We start from the raw sequence: 22,580 nt of genomic DNA on the forward strand, positions 1-22,580 counted from the left end.
GGTGAAAGGGAAGCGGGCGTCCTGGCGGGCGCCCGCTTTCCGGTTCGTGGACACGGCCACACAATGGAATGGATTGGACAGGGCCGTCCTGGTCAGAAGCATCATGGGGCGAGCCCTCCGGGGTTCACCGCTGCCCGGACCGGTCCGCCGGTCCCCGCACCCAGAGCACGTACAGCCCGCACACGCGTACAGCACGCACATACGGAGGAGCGCCCGTGAAGGTCGGAATCGTCGGAGCCACCGGTCAGGTCGGCACAGTCATGCGCAGCATCCTGGCTGAGCGGAGCTTCCCGGTCACCGAGCTGCGGCTCTTCGCCTCGGCGCGCTCCGCGGGCTCCACGATCGAGTGGCAGTCCACCGAGATCACGGTCGAGGACGCGTCCACGGCCGACTACACCGGGCTCGACATCGTGCTCTTCTCCGCGGGCGGCTCGACCTCCCGGGCGCTCGCCGAGAAGGTCGCGGGTCAGGGCGCGGTCGTGATCGACAACTCCTCCGCCTGGCGCCGTGACCCCGAGGTGCCGCTGGTGGTCTCCGAGGTCAACCCGCACGCGATCAAGGACCGTCCCAAGGGCATCATCGCCAACCCGAACTGCACGACGATGGCGGCCATGCCCGTACTGCGTCCGCTGCACGAAGAGGCCGGTCTGACCGCCATGATCGCCACGACCTACCAGGCGGTCTCGGGCTCCGGCCTCGCGGGCGTTGCCGAGCTGCACGGCCAGGCGCAGAAGGTGGTCGCGGAGGCCGACAAGCTGACGCACGACGGCGGCGCGGTCGACTTTCCGGAACCCGCCGTCTACGAACGTCCCATCGCGTTCAACGTGGTGCCGCTGGCGGGCTCCGTCGTCGACGACGGCTCGTTCGAGACGGACGAGGAGCAGAAGCTGCGCAACGAGTCGCGCAAGATCCTGGAGATCCCGGAGCTGAAGGTCTCGGGGACCTGCGTACGCGTGCCGGTCTTCTCGGGCCACTCCCTCCAGGTCAACGCGCGCTTCGCGAACCCGCTGAGCGTCGAGCGCGCGTACGAGCTGCTGAAGGACGCGCCGGGCGTGGCGCTGTCCGAGATCCCGACCCCGCTGGAGGCGGCGGGCCGGGACGCGTCCTACGTGGGGCGCATCCGCGACGACGAGACGGCGGTGAACGGCCTGGCGCTGTTCCTGTCCAACGACAACCTCCGCAAGGGCGCCGCGCTGAACGCCGTGCAGATCGCGGAGCTGGTGGCGGCGGAGCTGCGCGGCTGAGCTGCCCGGCTGATCCGCGTCACTGATCCGCGCGGCTGATCCGGTCGGCTGTACGCGCCCGACCCTCGGTTTTCGGACCTCTTCGCCCCGGCCCGCGCCCGGCGTTTCTCCGCCGGGCCGCGGGCCGGGGCGGCGTGGAAGGATGGGGCCAAACGTCACGAACCGAGGAGATGACCGGGTGCCTGGCACAAATCTGACCCGCGAAGAGGCGCAGCAGCGGGCGCGCCTTCTCACCGTGGACTCGTACGGGATCGACCTCGATCTCAGCGGCGCGAAGGAGGGCGGCACCTACCGGTCCGTGACCACCGTGCGCTTCCAGAGCGCGGAGGACGGGGCGGAGACCTTCATCGATCTGGTGGCGCCCACCGTTCACGAGGTCGTCCTCAACGGCACGCCGCTCGACGCCGCAGCCGTCTTCAAGGACTCGCGGATCGCGCTCTCGCCGCTGCGCGAGGGAGCCAACGAGCTGACGGTCGTCGCGGACTGCGCGTACACCAACACCGGTGAGGGCCTGCACCGCTTCGTCGACCCGGTCGACGAACAGGTCTATCTCTACACGCAGTTCGAGGTCCCGGACGCCCGCAGGGTGTTCGCCAACTTCGAGCAGCCCGACCTCAAGGCCGCCTTCCGGTTCACCGTGAAGGCGCCCGAGGGCTGGACCGTCGTGTCCAACTCCCCGACGCCCGAGCCCGCGGACCAGGTCTGGCGCTTCGAGCCGACGCCGCGGATCTCGTCGTACATCACCGCGCTGATCGCCGGTCCGTACCACGCGGTGCACAGCTCGTACGAGAAGGACGGGCAGTCGGTGCCGCTGGGCATCTACTGCCGTCCCTCGCTCGCCGAGTTCCTGGACGCGGACGCGATCTTCGCGGTCACCCGGCAGGGCTTCGAGTGGTTCCAGGAGAAGTTCGACTACGACTACCCGTTCGCCAAGTACGACCAGCTGTTCGTGCCGGAGTTCAACGCGGGCGCGATGGAGAACGCGGGCGCGGTGACCATCCGCGACCAGTACGTCTTCCGCTCGAAGGTGACGGACGCGGCGTACGAGACGCGTGCCGAGACGATCCTGCACGAGCTGGCGCACATGTGGTTCGGCGACCTCGTCACCATGGAGTGGTGGAACGACCTCTGGCTGAACGAGTCGTTCGCCACCTACACGTCCATCGCCTGCCAGGCCGACGCGCCGGGTTCGCGGTGGCCGCACTCCTGGACGACGTTCGCCAACTCCATGAAGACGTGGGCGTACCGGCAGGACCAGCTGCCCTCCACGCACCCGATCATGGCCGAGATCCGTGACCTCGACGACGTGCTCGTCAACTTCGACGGCATCACCTACGCCAAGGGCGCCTCGGTGCTCAAGCAGCTCGTCGCGTACGTCGGGAAGGACGAGTTCTTCCGGGGCGTGCAGGCGTACTTCAAGGCGCACGCGTTCGGCAACACCCGGCTCTCCGACCTCCTCGGCGCGCTGGAGGAGACGTCGGGCCGCGACCTGAAGACCTGGTCGAAGGCGTGGCTGGAGACGGCCGGCATCAACATCCTGCGCCCGGAGATCGAGCTGGACGAGGCGGGGCACGTCTCGTCCTTCTTCGTACGGCAGGAGGCGCCGGCGCTGCCGGCCGGCGCGAAGGGCGAGCCGGTGCTGCGGCCGCACCGCATCGCGATCGGCTGCTACGACCTCACGGCGGACGGCGCGCTGGTCCGAACGAACAGGATCGAGCTGGACGTCGAGGGCGAGCGCACGCGGGTGCCGTTCCCCGAAGGCACGCCCCGGCCCGCCGTCGTGCTGCTCAACGACGACGACCTGTCGTACGCGAAGGTCCGCCTCGACGAGGAGTCGCTGCGGGTCGTCACGGCGCACCTCGGCGACTTCACCGAATCGCTGCCGCGCGCGCTGAGCTGGGCGTCCGCCTGGGACATGACGCGCGACGGCGAGCTGGCGACGCGCGAGTACCTGGCGCTGGTGCTGTCCGGCATCACGAAGGAGTCGGACATCGGCGTCGTGCAGTCGCTGCACCGCCAGGTGAAGCTGGCGCTCGACCTGTACGCGGCGCCCGCGTGGCGCGAGGCCGGTCTGACGCAGTGGACCGATGCCACGCTGGCGCACCTGCGGGCGGCCGAGCCGGGCAGCGACCACCAGCTGGCCTGGGCACGCGCCTTCGCGGCGACCGCCCGTACGCCGCAGCAGCTGGACCTGCTCCAGGGGCTGCTGGAGGGTACGGAGGAGATTCCGGGCCTGGACGTGGACACGGAGCTGCGCTGGGCGTTCGTGGCGCGGCTCGCGGCGGTCGGTCTGCACGACGAGGACGACATCGCGGCGGAGTACGCGCGTGACAGGACGGCGGCGGGCGAGCGGCACGCGGCCGCCGCGCGCGCGGCACGGCCCACCGAGGAGGCCAAGGCGGAGGCGTGGGCGTCCGTCGTGGAGAGCGACAAGCTGCCGAACGCCGTGCAGGAAGCGGTGATCGGCGGCTTCGTCCAGACCGACCAGCGTGAGCTGCTCGCCCCGTACGCGGAGAAGTACTTCGCGGCGGTGGGCGAGGTCTGGGAGTCGCGGTCGCACGAGATGGCGCAGCAGGTCGCGCTCGGGCTCTACCCGGCGATCCACGTCTCCCAGGAGACGCTGGACGCGACGGAGGCCTGGCTGTCGTCGGCGGGTCCGAACGCGGCGCTGCGGCGGCTGATGTCGGAGTCGAAGTCGGGCGTGGAGCGCGCGCTGCGGGCTCAGGCGGCGGACGCGGCGGCTTCCGCGTAACGAGTGAGCCTGCCGGGGTGCGCGCGGGGCGCGCGTACTCCGGCGGGGACACCGCCGTTCGTACCGGCGGCGACACCGCCGTTCGTACTGAGCGCACACAGAAGCGCCGCACGGCACCGGGTGCCGTGCGGCGCTCTCAGCGCGACTTCGCGGGACTCGCCCCGCGTCAGGCTTGCTTCCTGGACTTGTCCAGGACCATCACCAGACCCGTGATCACCGCGAAAAGGGCCAGCGGAATGAGTACGTACAGACCCACGGTCTGGATGACACTCAGACCTGATCCCGGGTCGTCGCCGTCGTCGCGGGTGAGCGCGAGCGCCGGGGACGACATGAGCAGCATCATCAGCGTCGTACCGGCTGCGACGGCGCCGGCGCGCAGAGCGTTCTTCTTGTCCACGGTGCAAACGTAGCGAACGCCTAGGCGGGCCGCTCGCGCGGGGGTGCCGTACGGGCGCCGAACACATCCATCAGGCGGTGCAGGCGGGGTGAGGCGGCCAGCTCCTCCAGGGTCGTCGGGCGGCCTCCGGCGTCCGCGAGGGGAAGCCGCCAGTTGGGGTACTGGTCCCAGGTCCCGGGCAGATTCTGCGGTCTGCGGTCCCCGAGCGCGTCCGGCAGCCAGACGCCGACCATCCGCGCGGGGGTGCGCAGCAGGAAGCGGTAGACCGCGCGGATCTCCTCCTCCTCGTCGCCGGGCCCGCCGGGCAGCAGGCCGAGACGGGTCAGCTCGTCGAGCCATTGCGCGACCTCGGTGCGGTCGTCGGCCTGCTCCTGTTCCAGGGGGCGGGTGAGGAGGCCGAGCCGGTGGCGCAGCTCCACGTGTTCGCCGGTGAGGCGGGCGGCCGTCGACGGCAGGTCGTGGGTCGTCGCGGTGGCGACACAGCCCGCGCGCCAGCTCCCGGGCGCGAGCGGCAGGCCCGTGCCCTCCCAGTCGCGTTCGAACCAGAGCACCGACGTACCGAGCACGCCGCGCCGCTCCAGGGCCTCCCGTACACCGGGCTCGACCGTGCCCAGGTCCTCCCCTATGACCACGGCGCCCGCGCGGTGCGCCTCCAGGGCGAGGACGGCGAGCATGGCCTCGGCGTCGTACCTGACGTACGTGCCCCGGGTGGGGTCGTGGCCCTCGGGCACCCACCAGAGCCGGAAGAGACCCATCACATGGTCGATGCGCAGCGCTCCCGCGTTCCGCAGGAGGCCCGTGAGCAGGCCGCGGTACGGGGCGTACCCGGACTCCGCGAGGACGTCGGGGCGCCAGGGCGGCAGGCCCCAGTCCTGGCCGAGCGCGTTGAAGGCGTCCGGTGGCGCGCCGACGGACATGCCGCGGGCGAAGGCGTCCTGCTGGGCCCAGGCGTCCGCGCCGCCCGGATGCACGCCGACCGCGAGGTCGTGGACGATGCCCACCGTCATACCGGCGTCCCGCGCGGCCTGTCCGGCGGCGGCCAGTTGCTGATCCGTCAGCCAGGCGAGCCAGGTGTGGAAACCGACGCGGCTCGCCGGCTCGCGCCGCGCCGCGGCCGTCCCGGCGGAGCGGGGGTCGCGCAGTTCCTCGGGCCAGTCGTGCCACTGCGGCCCGTGTACCTCGGCGAGCGCGTACCAGGTGGCGTGGTCCTCCAGGGCCCGGCCCTGGCCCGCCACGAAGGCGCGGTAGGCGGCTTCCCGCCCGGGGCCGAGCGGCACCGTGTACAGGATCTCCAGGGCCTCGCGCTTGAGCGCCCACACCGCGTCGCGGTCGATCAGCGCGTCCTGCGTGAGGACGGACGCACGCAGCTCGGCGGCCTTCTCCACGAGTCCGTCGAGCTGCTCGCGCTCGGGCCCGGTGACGTACGCGTATTCCGCGACGGCCTCGATCCGCAGATGGACGGGGTCGGGGAAGCGTCGCGAGGACGGGCGGTACGGGGAGGGGTCGGTCGGCGCGCCGGGCACGGCGGCGTGCAGCGGGTTGATCTGGACGAAGTCGGCTCCGAGGGCCCGTCCCGACCAGCCGGCCAGCTCGGCCAGATCGCCCAGGTCACCCATGCCCCAGGAGCGGGCGGACAGGAGGGAGTAGAGCTGTACGAGGAAACCGTGCGTACGGCCCTCGGGCTGCGGGACCCCGGCGGGCGCGACCACGAGCGCCGCGGTGGCCGTACGGCCGTCGGGGGCGCGGGCGGTCAGCCGGTGCACCCCGAGCGGAAGCGCGTCGCCGGGTCCGGCGAGCGGGAACTCCGCGAGCGCGCCCTCTTCCGTCTCCAGCCGGAGGGCCGTACCGGCGGGCAGGGCGGTCAGCGCCGGCGGATGCACGGGCGCGGCGCCGTCCGGGGCGCTCCAGAGCACCACGGTCGGGGGGAGGAGCCTGCGCGCGGCGTCCGTCTCCGCGCGGGCGAGTGCTTCGTCCAGGGCCGCAGGGGTGGACGCGTCGACACCGAGCGCGGCGAGGACCGCGACGACCGTGTCGTCGGCGACCGGTACGCGGACGTCCGGCGAGGGTGAGTAGGAGGTGGCGACACCGTGTAACTCAGCGAGCCTGGCGAGGCTCATCTCAGACTCCCGGGAACTCCGTGCCGCCCGCCGTACCCGGCGCGGTCGGCTCGCTGGTGAGGGGTGCGGTGTCGGCGAGCGGGGGCTCGCTGGTGAGGGGGGCCGCGTCGGCGAGCGGGGGCTCGCTCGTCAGGGGGCCCTGGCTGAGGTCGTCGAGCGGGAGCCCGCTGATCATGGGGGCGGACCGTCCGGCGCGCGGGGCGCGCCTGCCGATCATGGGGGCAGGCAGGATGCGTTTGGAGAGAGCGGGACGCGGAAGCTGTGCGGATGCGGCCATGACGGCGCCTCCCAGAATTCGAGAACAGTACGCAACAGCCCTACCCAGTCGGCGCAATAGCAGGCGTGCCCTCCGGGTAAACGTAAGCACCGTCACCGTCTGTTCCTCTCCGAGGCGGTTGAAGTCCGGACCTTCACCACCTTCACTCTCTGATTACCACAAGGGGCAATTAACGCATAACTGCCACACGCATTGACACCTTCGCCACGGGGGTGGTGGGCTCACCGTCACGGGCCGGACCGTGACGGTGAGCATGTGCGTGGCCAGAAGCGGGACCAGCAGCGTGAGGGGAGCCAGGGTGCAGCTCGGGCGCAGGAAACGGACCGCTACCGCGATGGCGGTGGCGGTGATCGGCGGACTTCTCGGCACCGCGCCCAACGCGCTCGCCGCACCCGCGGAGCCGGGCTCGCCGGCGCTCACCACGCCCGACCGCGAGGGCGGCGCGGCCGTGCCCGCGGTCTGGCCGAGGCCGCAGACGATCAAGGCCGCGGGCGCGCAGGTGACACTCGGTGACACGGTCACGGTGGTCGCCGCCAAGGACACGGACCCGTACGCAGTGCGCGCGCTGACCGACCTGCTGCGCCAGGCGGGCGTCCGTAGCGTGCGCGAGGCGCCGACGGCGGCCGACGCGCCCGGAGGACCGGTCGTCCTGGCGGGCGGCGCCGCCGCCATGGACGCGCTGCGCGCCCTGCGCGCGCCGGAGCGCGCCGATCTCCCGCTCGGCGGCTACCGCGTCGGGGTGGGCTCCGTCGCGGGCCGGGACACGATCGCCCTCGACGGCCTCGGCGACGACGGCCTCTTCCACGCGGCCCAGACGCTGCGCCAGCTCGTCGTGGCGAAGCCGGACGCCGCGCCCACCGTCCCCGGCGTCGTCGTACGGGACTGGCCGGGCACGGCCGTACGCGGCATGACCGAGGGGTTCTACGGAACGCCGTGGGACCAGGCGCAGCGCCTCGCCCAGATCGACTTCATGGGGCGCACGAAGCAGAACCGCTACCTCTACGCGCCGGGTGACGACGCGTACAGACAGACGCGCTGGCGCGATCCGTACCCCGCGGAGCAGCGCGCCGGCTTCCGCGAGCTGGCCGAACGCGCCCGCGCCAATCATGTGACGCTGGCGTGGGCGGTCGCACCGGCCCAGGCGATGTGCATGGCCTCGGACGGCGACGTCAAGGCGCTCAACCGCAAGATCGACGCGATGTGGGCGCTCGGAGTGCGCGCCTTCCAGCTCCAGTTCCAGGACGTCAGCTACAGCGAATGGCACTGCGGCAAGGACGCGGACACCTACGGTTCCGGGCCCGGGGCCGCGGCCAGGGCGCAGGCCCATGTGGCGAACGCGGTGGCGAGGCACCTCGCGGAGCGGCACCCCGGCGGCGAACCGCTGACCGTCATGCCCACGGAGTACTACCAGGACGGCGCCACGGCGTACCGGGAAGCGCTCGGAGGGGCGCTCGACGGGGGCGTACAGGTGGCGTGGACGGGTGTGGGGGTCGTCCCGCGCACCATCACGGGCGGCGAGCTGGACGACGCCAGGAACGCGTTCCGGCACCCGCTGGTCACGATGGACAACTATCCGGTCAACGACTACGAACAGGGCCGGATCTTCCTCGGCCCGTACACGGGCAGGGAACCGGCCGTCGCGGGCGGTTCCGCCGCGCTGCTCGCCAACGCCATGGAGCAGGCGTCGGCGTCCCGTATCCCGCTGTTCACGGCCGCCGACTACGCGTGGAATCCCCGTGGCTACCAGCCCCAGGAGTCCTGGCAGGCCGCGATAAACGATCTCGCGGGTCCGGACGTCAAGGCGCGTGAGGCGCTGTCGGCGCTCGCGGGCAATGACGCGTCGTCCATTCTCAGCTCGTCCGAGTCCAGCTACCTGAAGCCGCTGTTCACGGACTTCTGGGAGGCCCGTTCGACGGCGGACGCGAAGACCAGGGACGAGGCGGCGCGCAGGCTCAGGTCGGCGTTCACGGTCATGCGCGAGGCGCCGCAGCGGCTGGCGGGGACGGCGGGCGGCCGGCTGGACGACGAGGTACGGCCGTGGATCGACCAGCTGTCGCACTACGGCGCGGCGGGCGAGCTGGCCGTCGACATGCTCCAGGACCAGTCGCGCGGCGACGGCGCGGCGGCCTGGCGGGCGTCCCTGGACCTGGTGCGGCAGCGTGACGCCATAGGCGCGGGTGAGGTGAAGGTCGGCAAGGGAGTGCTCGATCCGTTCCTGGACAAGGCCGCCAAGGAGGCGTCCGTCTGGACGGGTGTGAACCGCGGTGAGGACAAGGACGCCACGCGCGGCGCGCAGGACTACACCGTCGAGGTCGGCAGGGCGCGTCCGCTCGACGCGGTGAACACGATGACCGAGCCGGGCACCGGTGCGGGCGCGGTGGTGCAGGCGCATGTCGTGGGCGAGGGCTGGCGCGATCTCGGCCCGGTCTCCACGGACGGCTGGACCCAGACGGACGGCAGGGGCCTGCTCGCCGACGCCGTACGGATCGTCTGGCCGGGCGCGGGTCCCGGCTTCGGCGTCGCGGGCCCCGGTGGCGCCGCGCCCTCGGTGCACCACCTCGTGCCGTGGTTCGCCGACGAGCCGCAGGCCAGCCTCGACCTGGTGCGCGGCGAGGCGGACGCGGAGATCGGCGGGAAGCCGTCGACGGTCGAGGCGAGGCTCGCGGCGCGGCGCCCCGGCGAGGTACGGGGCTCGATCACCGCGAAGGCGCCCTCCGGCATCCGTGTGACGGTCCCCAAGGAGACGACGGTGCCCCGGGGCGTACGGACGACCGTGCCGGTGGAGGTCAGTGTCCCCAAGGGCACACCGGCGGGGACGTACGAGGTGCCGCTCGCCTTCCACGGCGAGGAGCGCACGCTGACGGTCCGCGCCTCGCCGCCCATCGGCGGCCCCGACCTGGCACGCGGTGTCACGGCCTCCGCGACCTCGTCCGGCGCCGAGACGGACGACTTTCCCGCGAGCGCGGCGACCGACGGGGATCCGACGACCCGCTGGTCCTCGCCCGTCCAGGACAACGCCTGGTGGCAGGTGGACCTGGGGCAGTCGGCACACGTCGGCCAGACCGTCCTGACCTGGCAGGACGCCTACGCGAGCCGTTACCGCGTACAGGTCTCCTCCGACGGCCGCACCTGGCGCACCGCCGCCACCGTCAGCGACGGCAAGGGCGGCCGGGAGGCGATCGGGATGGACGCGAAGGACACCAGGTACGTACGGGTGCAGGGCGACGCGCGCGGCACGCGCTTCGGGTACTCGCTCTTCTCCGTCGAGGTGTACGCGGTGGCGGAGTAGCGACCGCGTACACCTCGGCACTGGAACGGGCCGGGGCACGCCGAAGCGCCCCCCGGCCCGGCCGCCGGCGCGGGGACGACAGAGGCCCGGACCGTCAGGCAGAAATGCCGTCGATCCGGGCCACCGCGTCCTCCGCGCCATACGGTTGCAGGTACGGCATCCAGCGCGGATCCCGGTGCCCGGTCCCGATGATCCGCCAGGCGAGGCCGGACGGCGGGGCGGGTGGTTGATGCAGCCGCCATCCCAGCTCACGCAGGTGCCGGTCGGCCTTGACATGGTTGCAGCGGCGGCAGGCGGCCACCACGTTGTCCCACGCGTGCTGCCCGCCACGGCTGCGCGGAATGACGTGGTCGACGCTGGTCGCGGCGCTGCCGCAGTACATACAGCGCCCGCCGTCACGGGCGAACAGCGCCCGGCGGGTCAGTGGGACGGGCCCCCGGTAGGGAACCCGTACAAAGCGCTTCAGCCGTACGACGCTGGGTGCGGGGATGACACGGCTGGCACTGTGCATGAAGGCGCCGGATTCCTCGAGGGAGACCGCTTTGTTCTCCAGGACGAGGACGAGCGCGCGACGGAGCGGTACGACCCCGAGGGGCTCGTACGACGCGTTGAGGACCAGGACATGCGGCACGGATGCCTCCTATTACGCCGGCGGCACGTGGCTCGCGCCGGGACGATCTGCTCTCAGTCTCTCCTCATGCCTGGTCGAAACGCCACCACGACCAGGTAACGGGCGTGGAGTGTTTTCTCTCCGATGTCCCTTCTCGCCGCGTGAGGGATGTCTCTCCCTCACGCGGGGCATCGGAGCCGCGCCACTGCCCCGTTAGTGTGGTTTGGTTCCGCCGCCCATGCCTGGAGGTTTCTGCAGTGTCCTGGTCCGTGCTGTCGGTCGCCGGTCCGCCGTCCGACGACTCAGGTGCCCTCGACGACGCCACCGACCGGGCCAACGAGGCGGCCGGCTGGGTGCAGGAGAACTGGTCGACCTGGCTGAGCGTCGGCCTGCGCATCGTGCTGATCATGGTGATCGCGCTCGTCCTGCGTACGCTCATCCGCCGCGCGCTGATCAGGCTCATAGCCAGGATGAACCGCAGCGTCCAGGCGGTCGAGGGCACCGCGCTCGGCGGTCTGCTGGTGAACGCGGAGCGGCGCCGCCAGCGCTCGGAGGCGATCGGTTCCGTCCTGCGTTCCGTCGCCTCGTTCCTGATCCTGGGCACGGCGGCGCTGATGGTGCTGGGCGCGCTGAACATCAACCTGGCGCCGCTGCTGGCCTCCGCCGGGGTCGCGGGCGTCGCGCTGGGCTTCGGCGCGCGCAATCTCGTCACCGACTTCCTCTCCGGCGTGTTCATGATCCTGGAGGACCAGTACGGCGTCGGCGACACCATCGACGCGGGGGTCGCCTCCGGCGAGGTGATCGAGGTCGGCCTGCGCGTGACGAAGCTGCGCGGCGACGGCGGCGAGATCTGGTACGTGCGCAACGGCGAGGTGAAGCGGATCGGCAACCTCAGCCAGGGCTGGGCGACGGCGGGCGTGGACGTGCTGGTCAGGCCGTCCGAGGACCTGGACACGATCCGCTCCGTCATCACCCAGGTCGCGGAGGGCATGGCCAAGGAGGACCCGTGGAACGAACGGCTGTGGGGTCCGGTTGAGGTCCTGGGCCTGGAGTCCGTGCTGCTGGACTCGATGACGATACGGCTCTCCGCGAAGACGATGCCCGGTCAGGCCCTGCGCGTGGAGCGCGAGCTGCGCTGGCGCGTGAAGCGCGCCCTGGACGAGGCGGGCATCCAGATCATCGGCGGCGCGCTGCCCCCGGCGGACGAGCCCGCGGCCGACCCCTCGGCCGGTGTGTCGGCCCCGTCGGCCCTGGCCAACCCGGCGTCGGCCCAGTCCATCGCGGCGTCCCCGCTGCCCTCGCAGAACCTGTCGAAGTGACGCGCGGTCCGGGTCAGCGCACCCAGCCCTTCAACACCTCGGTGTCCAGCACGATCCCGACGGGCCCGGGAAGCTCGACGCGCTTTCCGAACGGAATCCGCGCGGACCGCTCGTAGCGGACTCCGTCGGGTTCGCTGTGAACGATGACCTCGCAGGCGTCCCGGTCGATCAGAAGATGGACGGGGATGCCGGACTCGGCGTAGGCGCGCGGCTTCTCGACCCGGTCACGCCGGTCGGTGTCGGAGTCGTACGAGGTGACTTCGACGGCCATCAGTACGGCACTCGCGTCGGCCCATTCGCCGGCCCCGACGAAGGCGTCCGCAGGCGCCAGGACACCGTCCGGGCGCGCGCGTCCCGCGCGGTAGGTCTCGACGCGGAGTCCTTGGTCGTGGAGCCACAGCTCGGGGCGGGCCTGGATGCAGATCCGGGTCAGCCACTGAATGATGCGCCCGTGATCGCCGTCTGGCACCGGCTTGACCCCCAGCCTTCCGTAAATGAACTCCGGCCTCAGCTCCTCGGCCTCGCGCGAGAGAGACCGGGCGACGGCTTCGAACTGCTCTGACAGCAGGTGCGGCCGGTCTGCGATCGCGGTCACGACGTGCCTCCTTCGTCCAGATACCGGGCCTTGCGCTTCCAGAATACGGAGTCTCACCCCGCCGCGTTGCCCGGCGGTAACGCTTTGGTTGCCGGACGTGGCCGACGCTGACGGGGTATTGACGCGCCGCTGACGTGCGACTTACGTTCCTCCCACCGAACAGGAAAGTTTCCTAACAGTGCCCCTCGGGGCACGCCCGGGAAAGCGCGGCCGGAGGGCAGGTGTGCACGACGTGAGCGGATCATCCACACCGTCGCCCGGTACACCGCGCGTCCTGCGGGCCATGAACGACCGCGCCGCGCTCGATCTGCTGGTCGCCCACGGCCCCCTCACCAGGACCAGGATCGGCGAGCTGACCGGGCTCTCCAAGCCCACCGCCTCGCAGTTGCTGAACCGGCTGGAGAGCGCGGGCCTGGTCCGTACGACGGGCAGTCAGGGCGGCCGGCCCGGGCCCAACGCCGTGCTGTACGAGATCGAGCCCGGCGCCGCCCATGTCGCCGCGCTCGCGGTCGGGCACTCCGGCATCAGCGCCGCCGTCTGCGACATCACCGGCGCGGTGCTCGGCGCGTGCCGCGTGGAGGCCGAGGCGGTCGCCGAGGACGTACGGCACCGGACCGCGCAACTCGTCGCCGAGGCCGTCGACGGCGCCCTGCACCGGGCGGGACTCGGCCGCGACGACCTGCACAGCGTGGTGATCGGCACGCCGGGCGCGCTCGACCGGCAGACCGGCGAGCTGCGGTACGCGCCGCATCTGCCCGGCTGGCACTCCCGCACACTGCTCGCGGACCTGGCCGACGTGCTCGGCACGCCGGTCGTCATCGAGAACGACGTGAACCTCGCCGCCATCGCCGAGCAGTACGAGGGCGCGGCGCAGGATCACGACGACTACGTGCTCACCTGGCTCGACGAGGGGGTCGGCGCCGCGATCGTGCTCGGCGGCCGGCTGCTGCGCGGCGCCACCGGCGGCGCCGGGGAGATCGGCTACATGCCGCTGCCCGGTGCGCCGCTGGCCCGTGGCGGCGTGCGCGACTGGGCGGGGGCGGACGCCGGCGGCGGATTCCAGAGCCTGGTCTCCGCCCCGGCCGTACGGGACCTGGCGGGCGGCCTGCCGCTCACCGAGGCCCTGGCCGACGCTGCCGTACGCGACGAGACCGCCCGCAGGCTCGCCACCGGCCTCGCGGCCGTGGTCGCCGTGGTCGATCCGGAACTGGTCGTCCTCTCCGGCTCGGTCGCCCAGGCCGGCGGAGAGGCACTGCGCGAGCGGGTCGAGGCGGAGCTGACCGGGCTCGCACTGCCGAGGCCACTGCTGCGCGTCAGCGACATCGACGGCGATCCGATCCTGACGGGGGCGCTGCGCACCGCCCTCACCCAGGCACGGGACACCGTCTTCGACACCACCTGATTCGCCGCCCGAGTCACCACCGCCCGCACCACAATCGCCTGCGTCACCACCGGCCGAACCCGTGGCCCCCGGGCCGCCCCCCGGCCGCACCACACCCCGATCCGCACACCTCGATCCCGTAGACCCCGTTCCCCCACCCCGATCCCATCCGTCCCGTACCACTCCCAGACGAGCAGCACCCCTTTTGTCACCTTTACCCCCCTCGGCCCGCTCCCCTCCTCCTCCCGTAAAGGAAGTCCGACATGGCGCGATGGCGTATACGCACCTGCGTGCCTGTGGCGCTCGGCGCGACCGCTGCCCTGCTCTTGTCCGGCTGTGCCAATCCGAGCACCGGCAGCGACACAGACGACCCCACCCAACCGGTCACGCTGAAGTTCTGGCACGGCTGGTCCGCCCCCAGCGAGGTCAAGGCGATCAACGAGAACATCGCCGGCTTCGAGAAGCTCCACCCGAACATCAAGGTCGTCTCCACCGGCAACGTCAGCGACGAGACCATCAACCAGGCGCTGCGCGCGGGCGGCGACGCCGCGCCGGATGTCGTCACGTCGTTCACCACCAACAACGTCGGGCAGTACTGCTCGTCCGGCATGTGGGCGGACCTCGATCCGTTCCTCAAGAAGAACGGCATCGACAAGGCGAAGGTCTTCCCCAAGACCCTGCTGGACTACACCCGGTACGAAGGCGTCCAGTGCGCGTCGCCGCTGCTCGCCGACGCGTTCGGCATGTACTACAACAAGGACGCCTTCAAGGACGCCGGGATCAGCAGGCCGCCGCGCACCATGTCCGAGATGAAGGCGGACGCGGCCAAGTTGACCGTGAAGAAGAAGGACGGCTCGCTCACCCGCGCCGGCTTCATGCCGAACTTCCAGCTCTACCAGAACTCCCCGGACCGGATGTTCGCGCAGTGGGGCCCGGAGTACTTCGACAGCGACGGCAAGGCGCGGCTCGCCGAGGAGCCGAAGACCGCCGACTTCTTCGCCACCATGCGCGACATCAGCGACGCGCAGGGCGGTTACGCAGCCATGGAGAAGCTGCGCGCCACCTTCGGCGAGGAGATGTCGTCCCAGAACGGTTTCCTGACCGGCAAGCTCGCCATGCATCTGGACGGTGAGTGGCGCGGGCTGATGCTGGACGAGGCCAAGGCGACGTTCGACTGGGGTGTGGCGCCCCTGCCGGTCCCGGACGACCAGGCCGACACGTACGGGCGCGGCTACCTGACGGGCACCGTCGCCGGAATCGGCCACAGCAGCCGGCACCAGAACGCGGCGTTCGAACTGCTGAAATACCTGACGATCGACACCGGTCCCGTGGTGAGTTTCGCCAACGCGATCCACAACGTGCCGTCGACGTTCGACGCGCTCAAGTCGCCCGATCTGGACGCCGATCCGTCGTTCCGGGCCTTCCTCAAGATCGCCGAGAACCCGCACAGCCAGGCCGTACCGCCGTCCAACAACGGCGGCCAGTACATCAATTCGTTCGGCGACTTCTCGCAGTCCGTCGAATCGGGCAGGACCAAGGACCTGCACAAGGCCCTCCAGGAACTCGACAAACAGATCGACGCCGACAACCTCCAGTCGGAAAACTGAGGAGCCGAGTCATGGCACTGTCAGAAAGAATCCCCGTCAGCGCCCAGCTCCGGCGGAAGCGCAACCGCCGGCGGCTGCACACGCTCGGTTTCCTCTCGCCCTGGCTGATCGGCTTCACGGTCTTCTTCGGTTATCCGCTGATCGCGACCGTCTACTTCTCGTTCATGCACTACAACCAGATCCAGGCGCCCACGTTCGTGGGGCTGAAGAACTGGAAGTACGTACTGACGCAGATGCCGCTGTTCGGGCCCGCGCTGTGGAACACCGTGTGGCTGGTCGTCGTGATGGTCGCGCTGCGTGTGGTGTTCGGCCTCGGGGTCGGGCTGCTGATCACCAAGATCAAGACGGGCGTCGGCCTGTTCCGTACGGCCTTCTACATCCCTTACCTGGCGCCGCCGGTCGCCGCGACCGTCGCCTTCGTCTTCCTCCTCAACCCGTCCACGGGACCCGTCAACGAGATGCTGTCGTGGGTCGGCATCCATGGTCCGAACTGGTTCAACGACCCCTCCTGGTCGAAGCCTTCGCTGGTGCTGCTCTCGCTGTGGGGCATCGGCGACCTGATGGTCATCTTCATGGCCTCGCTGCTCGACGTGCCGAAGGACCAGTACGAGGCGGCCGATCTGGACGGCGCGGGCGCCGTGGCGAAGTTCCGCTTCGTCACCTGGCCGGCGATCACCCCGATCGTGCTGTTCGCCGTGGTCACGGGTGTCGTCCAGACGATGCAGTACTACACACAGGCCCTGGTCGCCGGGAAGCTCGCCTCCGGTGTCTCCATCGGCCCCGGCACGGTCATCACGCCCGGATACCCGGACCACTCCACCCTGACCGTCCCGCAGCTCGTCTACTCGCTCGGTTTCCAGAACTTCAACACCGGTGCGGCCTGCGTTCTCTCGCTCGTGCTCTTCGCCATCGCCATGGCCGTCACCCTTCTGCTGATGCGCAAGAGCGTCGGCCTCATCCCGGCGGAGGACTGAGATGACCACCACGACCCTGAACCCGCCGGCGACCGCCGCGCCGAGCCGCCCGTCAGGGGCCGACGCCAGCCGGTTCCGCCGCAAGCGCGCTCTGCACTGGATCGCGGTGCACGCCGTGGCACTCGCGCTGGCCCTGTTCTTCGTCCTGCCGTTCGTCTTCGTCTTCCTGACGTCGGTGATGAGCGACGGACAGGCGCTGAGCGGCGATCTGTGGCCCGGCTCCTGGCACTGGTCGAACTACGCGACCGTCTTCAACACGCCTGGTTTCCTCGGCTGGTGGCGCAATTCGCTGATGTACGCGGTGCTCGGCACCGTCTTCACGGTGTGTTCGTCCGTGCCGGTCGCCTACGCACTCGCCAAGTTCCGCTTCCGGGGCCGCAGGACCGCGATGATCCTCGTCATCTCCACGATGATGCTGCCGCCGCAGGTCATCATCATCCCGATGTACCTGGTGTGGGCGCAGCAGTTCCACCTCTCGGGCTCGCTGTGGCCGCTGATCATCCCGATGGCGTTCGGTGACGCGTACTCGATATTCCTGATGCGGCAGTTCCTGCTCACCATTCCGCAGGAGTACATCGAGTCGGCGAAGGTGGACGGCTGCGGGGAATTCCGTACCCTCCTCAAGATCGTCGTACCGATGGCCAAGCCCGGTATCGCGGCCGTCGCGCTCTTCCAGTTCTTCTACTGCTGGAACGACTACTTCGGCCCGCAGATCTACGCCGCACAGAACCCCGGCGCCTGGACGCTCAGTTACGGTCTTGAGTCGTTCAAGAGCGCCCACGTCGTCAACTGGAACCTGACCATGGCCGCGACGCTGCTCGTCATGGCGCCGGTCATCGTCGTGTTCTTCTTCGCACAGAAGGCCTTCGTAGAAGGCGTCACCCTCACCGGAGTAAAGGGCTGAGATTCATGAAGCTCGCAGTGGTAGGCGGAGGATCCACCTACACACCCGAACTCATCGACGGATTCGCACGGTTGAGGGACACCCTGCCGATCGGAGAACTCGTGCTGGTCGACCCCTCGGCCGACCGCCTCGCACTCGTCGGAGGGCTGGCCGGGCGGATCTTCGCCAAGCTCGGCCACCCCGGCCGTATCACCACCACCTCCGACCTGGACGCGGGTGTGGCCGGCGCCGACGCGGTGCTGCTCCAGCTGCGCGTCGGTGGGCAGGCCGCCCGCCACCAGGACGAGACCTGGCCGCTGGAATGCGGCTGCGTCGGACAGGAGACGACCGGCGCGGGCGGCCTCGCCAAGGCGCTGCGCACGGTGCCGGTCGTCCTCGACATCGCCGACCGCGTCCGCCGCAGCAACCCGGACGCCTGGATCATCGACTTCACCAACCCGGTGGGGATCGTGACACGGGCGCTGCTGGAGGCCGGACACAAGGCCGTGGGCCTGTGCAATGTGGCCATCGGCTTCCAGCGGAAGTTCGCGAACCTGCTCGATGTGGCGCCCTCGGACGTCTACTTGGAGCATGTCGGCCTCAACCACCTGACGTGGGAACGCGGGGTACGGATCGGCGGACCGGAGGGCGAGGACGTCCTTCCGAAGCTCCTGGCCGAGCACGGCGACGCGCTCGCGGACGACCTGCGTCTGCCGCGCTCGGTGCTCGACCGCCTCGGCGTCGTCCCGTCGTACTACCTGCGCTACTTCTACGCGCACGACGAGGTCGTGCGGGAGCAGCGGACCAAGCCCTCGCGTGCCTCCGAAGTGGCCGCGATGGAGAAGGAGTTGCTGGAGATGTACGGAGACCCCGCGCTGGACGAGAAGCCCGCGCTGCTCGCCAGGCGCGGCGGCGCGTTCTACTCCGAGGCCGCGGTGGACCTGGCCGCCTCGCTGCTGCGCGGCGGCGGCTCGCCGGTGCAGGTGGTGAACACGTACAACAACGGCACGCTGCCGTTCCTGCCCGACAACGCGGTGATCGAGGTCCAGGCACGGGTGGGCACGGACGGCGCGGTGCCGCTCGCGGTGCCCGCGCTGGACCCGCTGTACGCGGGGCTGATCGCGAACGTCACGGCGTACGAGGACCTGGCGCTGGACGCCGCGCTGCGAGGTGGCCGCGACCGGGTGTTCAAGGCGCTGCTCGCCAACCCGCTGATCGGCCAGTACGCGTACGCCGACCAGCTCACCGACGAGCTGATCGCACACAACCGGGAGCACCTGGCGTGGGCGTAGGCACCACCGGCCCGGCGGCCGGACGCGGCAGCGTCCTGGCCGTCGACGCCGGGAACAGCAAGACCGACGTGGCCGTGATCGGCGCCGACGGTACCGTGCTCGGCGCGGCGCGCGGCGGCGGATTCCAGCCGCCGATCGTCGGGATCGAGGCGGCGGTCGACTCGCTGGCGCTGGCGGTCGAGGAGGCCGCCGGCGCTGCGGGGCTGCCGCCGCGGGACCTCGTCAGCCATGTGTCCGCGTGCCTCGCCAACGCCGACCTTCCCGTCGAAGAGCGGGAGTTGGCGGCGGCGGTCCAGGCGCGTGGCTGGGGCCTGACGACCGACGTGCGCAACGACACCTTCGCGATACTGCGGGCCGGGCTGCCGAGCGGCGCGGAGCCGCGGGGTGTCGCCGTGGTGTGCGGCGCGGGCATCAACTGCGTGGGCATGCTGCCGGACGGCCGTACCGCGCGCTTTCCGGCGATCGGCAGGCTCTCCGGTGACTGGGGCGGCGGCGCGGGGCTCGCGGCGGAGGCGCTGTGGTTCGCGGCGCGCGCCGAGGACGGCCGGGGCGAGGCGACGGAGCTGGCGCGGGCGCTGCCCGCCTACTTCGGCCTGGGGTCGATGTACGAGCTGATCGAGGCGCTGCACCTCGGGCACATCCCGTACGCGCGCACGCACGAGCTGACGCCGGTGCTGTTCGCGACGGGTGCGGCGGGCGATCCGGTCGCCCGCGCGCTCGTGGACCGGCTGGCCGAGGAGGTCGTGGTGATGGCGACGGTCGCGCTCGGCCGGCTCGATCTGCTGGACACGGAGGCGCCGGTACTGCTCGGCGGCGGCGTTCTGGCCGCCCGGCATCCGCAACTGGACTACCGCATGGCGGAGTTGCTGGCGGCGAAGGCGCCCAAGGCCGTCATCGACGTCGTCACGGCGCCGCCGGTGCTCGGTTCGGCGCTGCTGGGGCTCGACCACGTCGGGGCGAGCCCGGAGGCGCACGTGCGTCTCCACGCGCACTACGCCTGAACGTTCCTGACGGCTGAATGTTCCTGACGGCTGATCCGGCCGCCGCTCGCCCTCCCCCGGCGCGCGGCGGCCGCGGACGTGCCGCGGGCGTGCCACGAAAGGGGAACCGGTCGTGGCCCTGCGGCGTGTTTATGGTGTGGGTCGCGTACAAGATCCAGTCAACCGTTGCGCGGATACCCTGGCCTGCCGCCATACTGCTGGCCGGGAGTGGTCCCCCGACACACCGGGGCGGGACGCCGTCGCCAACTGACCGAGGGGGAGGTCACGTGACATACCCGCCGAACGTGCGCACAGCGCCGCCGCCGGCTCCGGCGCGCACGCCTGTGACACCGCCGGCCGGGACGTCCTCAGGACCGCCGGATCCGCCGCCCGAGCCGCCGCGTGGGGCTCGCTCCGTTTTGCTACGCGCCTGGACGCAGGCGAGGGACCAACTGCGCTCGGCGAGGACGACCGAGCCGGGACGGCTGCGGCTCATCGGCGCGGCGCTCGTCGTACTGATCGTCGCGTTCGGCACGCTCTCGGCGGGGGAGATCTCCGCCCGTTCCGACGCGGCGGGCGACGTGGTGCACCACACCCAGCCGCTGAGCGCGGACGCGGCGGATATCTACCGCTCGCTGGCCGACGCGGACACGGCGGCGGCGAGCGGCTTCCTGGCGGGTGCGCAGGATCCGCCCGAGGTACGGGAGCGCTACCGGGACGACATCGGTACCGCCTCGCGGCTGCTGGTCAAGGCCGCGACCAACACGAACAGTTCGAGCGAGTCGGGCCGTCAGATCGCCGCGCTCAACGAAGGACTCCCCCGCTACACCGGTCTGATCGAGCGGGCCCGCGCCAACAACCGCCAGGGGCTGCCGCTGGGCGGCGCCTATCTGCGGTACGCGAACCAGCAGATGACCAAGGAACTCCTGCCGGCGGCCGAGAAGCTCTACCAGGCGGAGACCGGCCGGCTCAGCCAGGACAACGACGCCGCACGGATGTGGCCGCTCGCCTCGCTCGCCCTGGGGGTGCTCACGCTCGGAGGGCTCTTCTGGACCCAGCGGCGCGACTACCACCGGACGAACAGGATCCTCAACCACGGACTGCTCGGCGCCACCGTCGCGGCCACGGCCGTGCTGCTCTGGCTGGCCGTCGGGCACGCCGTCGCGCGCGCCGATCTGGGCGACGCCGCGCACGGGCAGAAGTCCCTCGCGGTCCTCAACAACGCGAGGATCAACTCCCTGAAGGCCAGGGCCAACGAGAACCTGACAATGGTCTCGCGCGGCGCGGTCCTCACCGAGGACGGCAGGACCGACAAGTACGAGGCGGACTTCGCCAGGAGCATGTCGAACCTCGCCTCCGCGCTGGACGAGGCGAAGGCGCTGGCCCACGACGACGTCAGCCGCGAGCCCGTGGACACGGCGATCAGCGCTGTCGCGCGGTGGAAGAAGCTCCACACGTCGGCCGGCGACGCCGCCAACAACGGTGACTACAAAGGCGCGCTGGACCGGATCATCGGCGAGAGCGAGACGACGGGCCAGTCGTTCGACCAGGTGGACGCTGCTCTGAAGACGGCGCTCGGACACGAGCAGGCGGAGTTCACCCGGTCCGCCTCGGCCGGTGGGAACGCGCTGACCGGACTGGCCGCCGGCGCCGGTGTGCTGGCCCTCGCGGGCGCGGCGGGCATCCTCCTGGGAATCGGCCGCAGGCTTTCGGAGTACCGGTGAAAGGCGAAGCGATGACATCGATGGACACGCCCCGCCCGTCGGACGGCGGGACTCGGCCGTCCGCGGGCCAGACTCGTCCGTCCGACCGCAGGGCTCGTCCGTCCCGCAACGGGACCGGTCCGTTCACCCGGCTCCGGGGCTGGGGCGGTGTCAGTGCCATGGGCGCCGCGTGCGTACTGACGGCGGCGCTCACGCTCCTCCCGCTGTCCCACTCGGACTCGGAGGATCTGGCGCATGCGGCCCGGCACATCACGGCCGCGGTTCCCGCGAAGGCCGGCGGATGCGTCAACCCCGAGGCCAGCCTGCCGCCTTCGCACGCCGACGGCCCGGCGATCCGGAGGATCAAGGAGCGCAAGCGGCTGATCGTCGGCGTCGACCAGAACAGTTACCGCTGGGGCTACCGCGACCCCGCCTCGCCCGGGGGCAGCATCGAGGGCTTCGACATCGACCTCGCTCATGCCATCGCGGCGAACATACTGGGCGATCCCGACGCCATCACGTTCCGCGCCATACCCACCAACCTCCGGGTCCAGTCGCTGGCGAACGGCTCCGTGGACCTCGTCGTCAGGACGATGACGATCAACTGCGAGCGGCTTCAGCAAGTCGCTTTCTCCACCGCCTACTTCCAGGCGGGCCAGCAGGTGCTCGTGCCCAGGGACTCGCACATCACGGGGTACGACAACTCGCTGGCCGGCGCGCGGGTCTGCACGGCCGAGGGATCGACGGCGTACGACAAGCTGCTGGTGAACTCGTACGGCGCGCACTTCAAGGACGCCCACGACGACACCCCTCTGGACGAGGACCGCGTGACGGTGCCCAACCAGCTCGACTGCCTCGTCAGGCTCCAGTTGGGCGAGGTCGACGCGGTCGTCACGGACAACGCGCTGGCGGCCGGCCAGGCCGCCCAGGACCCGGCGGTCGAGCTGCGCGGCGATCCGTTCACCACCGAGTACTACGGTGTGGCGGCCAGGCTCGGCAACGACGACCTGGTACGCAGGGTGAACGAGGTGCTGGTCGGGTATCGGGCAGGCGGGTCGAACAGCCCCTGGATGAAGTCGTACAGGAAGTGGCTGGAGGACGGACTGCCCGGCATCACGGGGCCGCCCGAGCCCACGTACCGGTCGGACCAGTCCTGACCG

General features: G+C 71.0%; 17 protein-coding genes. 12 read left to right on the forward strand and 5 right to left on the reverse strand.

Annotation, left to right across the window (positions count from 1 at the left end):
• The first annotated feature begins 215 nt into the window (after positions 1–215).
• Both ACIP6N_RS19300 and pepN read left to right on the forward strand, forming a co-directional pair.
• Positions 216–1,244, forward strand: a complete 1,029-nt coding sequence (locus ACIP6N_RS19300) for an aspartate-semialdehyde dehydrogenase (RefSeq protein ID WP_401817048.1) — start codon at positions 216–218, stop codon at positions 1,242–1,244.
• 178 nt (positions 1,245–1,422) lie between these two features.
• The gene (gene pepN / locus ACIP6N_RS19305) at positions 1,423–3,996 is read left to right on the forward strand and encodes an aminopeptidase N (protein WP_401817049.1); all 2,574 of its coding nucleotides are present in this window, start codon (positions 1,423–1,425) and stop codon (positions 3,994–3,996) included.
• A gap of 166 nt (positions 3,997–4,162) precedes the next feature.
• Here the strand turns inward: pepN and ACIP6N_RS19310 are convergent, their stop codons facing one another.
• From ACIP6N_RS19310 to ACIP6N_RS19320, 3 genes are read right to left on the reverse strand one after another with little or no spacing between them, the layout of a single operon-like run.
• Complete coding sequence (locus ACIP6N_RS19310; protein ID WP_401817050.1) at positions 4,163–4,393, reverse strand: hypothetical protein; 231 nt, start codon at positions 4,391–4,393, stop codon at positions 4,163–4,165.
• 20 nt (positions 4,394–4,413) lie between these two features.
• Positions 4,414–6,510, reverse strand: a complete 2,097-nt coding sequence (malQ, locus tag ACIP6N_RS19315; protein ID WP_401817051.1) for a 4-alpha-glucanotransferase — start codon at positions 6,508–6,510, stop codon at positions 4,414–4,416.
• Position 6,511: 1 nt separating this feature from the next.
• The gene (locus ACIP6N_RS19320; RefSeq protein WP_401817052.1) at positions 6,512–6,787 is read right to left on the reverse strand and encodes a hypothetical protein; all 276 of its coding nucleotides are present in this window, start codon (positions 6,785–6,787) and stop codon (positions 6,512–6,514) included.
• A gap of 298 nt (positions 6,788–7,085) precedes the next feature.
• Here ACIP6N_RS19320 and ACIP6N_RS19325 point away from each other — a divergent pair, with 298 nt between their 5' ends.
• On the forward strand, positions 7,086–10,076 hold the full coding sequence (locus ACIP6N_RS19325; RefSeq protein ID WP_401817382.1) for a beta-N-acetylglucosaminidase domain-containing protein: 2,991 nt from the start codon (positions 7,086–7,088) through the stop codon (positions 10,074–10,076).
• 94 nt (positions 10,077–10,170) lie between these two features.
• Here the strand turns inward: ACIP6N_RS19325 and ACIP6N_RS19330 are convergent, their stop codons facing one another.
• Positions 10,171–10,707: an HNH endonuclease gene (locus ACIP6N_RS19330; protein WP_401817054.1), complete on the reverse strand. Its 537-nt coding sequence runs from the start codon at positions 10,705–10,707 to the stop codon at positions 10,171–10,173.
• A gap of 236 nt (positions 10,708–10,943) precedes the next feature.
• On the opposite strand from ACIP6N_RS19330, the gene ACIP6N_RS19335 reads away from it, so the two are divergent.
• Complete coding sequence (locus ACIP6N_RS19335; RefSeq protein WP_401817056.1) at positions 10,944–12,005, forward strand: mechanosensitive ion channel family protein; 1,062 nt, start codon at positions 10,944–10,946, stop codon at positions 12,003–12,005.
• Between the two features lie 13 nt (positions 12,006–12,018).
• On the opposite strand, the gene ACIP6N_RS19340 is transcribed toward ACIP6N_RS19335, so the two are convergent.
• On the reverse strand, positions 12,019–12,600 hold the full coding sequence (locus ACIP6N_RS19340) for a Uma2 family endonuclease (RefSeq protein WP_401817057.1): 582 nt from the start codon (positions 12,598–12,600) through the stop codon (positions 12,019–12,021).
• A gap of 283 nt (positions 12,601–12,883) precedes the next feature.
• On the opposite strand from ACIP6N_RS19340, the gene ACIP6N_RS19345 reads away from it, so the two are divergent.
• The 8 genes from ACIP6N_RS19345 to ACIP6N_RS19380 all read left to right on the forward strand — a co-directional run bounded on the left by ACIP6N_RS19345 (position 12,884) and on the right by ACIP6N_RS19380 (position 22,577).
• On the forward strand, positions 12,884–14,002 hold the full coding sequence (locus ACIP6N_RS19345) for an ROK family transcriptional regulator (protein ID WP_401817384.1): 1,119 nt from the start codon (positions 12,884–12,886) through the stop codon (positions 14,000–14,002).
• A gap of 242 nt (positions 14,003–14,244) precedes the next feature.
• Positions 14,245–15,588 carry an ABC transporter substrate-binding protein gene (locus tag ACIP6N_RS19350; RefSeq protein WP_401817058.1) on the forward strand — a complete coding sequence of 448 codons (1,344 nt, stop codon included), beginning with the start codon at positions 14,245–14,247 and terminating at the stop codon, positions 15,586–15,588.
• Positions 15,589–15,599: 11 nt separating this feature from the next.
• Entirely contained in the window at positions 15,600–16,562 is a 963-nt protein-coding gene (locus tag ACIP6N_RS19355; protein WP_401817060.1) for a carbohydrate ABC transporter permease, read from the forward strand.
• A gap of 1 nt (position 16,563) precedes the next feature.
• The gene (locus ACIP6N_RS19360) at positions 16,564–17,466 is read left to right on the forward strand and encodes a carbohydrate ABC transporter permease (RefSeq protein WP_401817061.1); all 903 of its coding nucleotides are present in this window, start codon (positions 16,564–16,566) and stop codon (positions 17,464–17,466) included.
• 5 nt (positions 17,467–17,471) lie between these two features.
• Positions 17,472–18,737: a 6-phospho-beta-glucosidase gene (locus ACIP6N_RS19365; RefSeq protein ID WP_401817062.1), complete on the forward strand. Its 1,266-nt coding sequence runs from the start codon at positions 17,472–17,474 to the stop codon at positions 18,735–18,737.
• Positions 18,728–19,738, forward strand: a complete 1,011-nt coding sequence (locus ACIP6N_RS19370; protein ID WP_401817063.1) for an N-acetylglucosamine kinase — start codon at positions 18,728–18,730, stop codon at positions 19,736–19,738. The genes ACIP6N_RS19365 and ACIP6N_RS19370 overlap by 10 nt, the downstream gene beginning before the upstream one ends.
• Before the next feature lie 323 nt (positions 19,739–20,061).
• A complete protein-coding gene (locus tag ACIP6N_RS19375; RefSeq protein ID WP_401817385.1) occupies positions 20,062–21,441 on the forward strand; it encodes a hypothetical protein in 1,380 nt (459 codons plus the stop codon).
• A 158-nt stretch (positions 21,442–21,599) separates the two neighbouring features.
• The gene (locus tag ACIP6N_RS19380; protein ID WP_401817064.1) at positions 21,600–22,577 is read left to right on the forward strand and encodes a glutamate ABC transporter substrate-binding protein; all 978 of its coding nucleotides are present in this window, start codon (positions 21,600–21,602) and stop codon (positions 22,575–22,577) included.
• Positions 22,578–22,580: the final 3 nt, after the last annotated feature.

This window comes from Streptomyces sp. NPDC088725 (assembly GCF_044751305.1).
Lineage (GTDB): Bacteria > Actinomycetota > Actinomycetes > Streptomycetales > Streptomycetaceae > Streptomyces.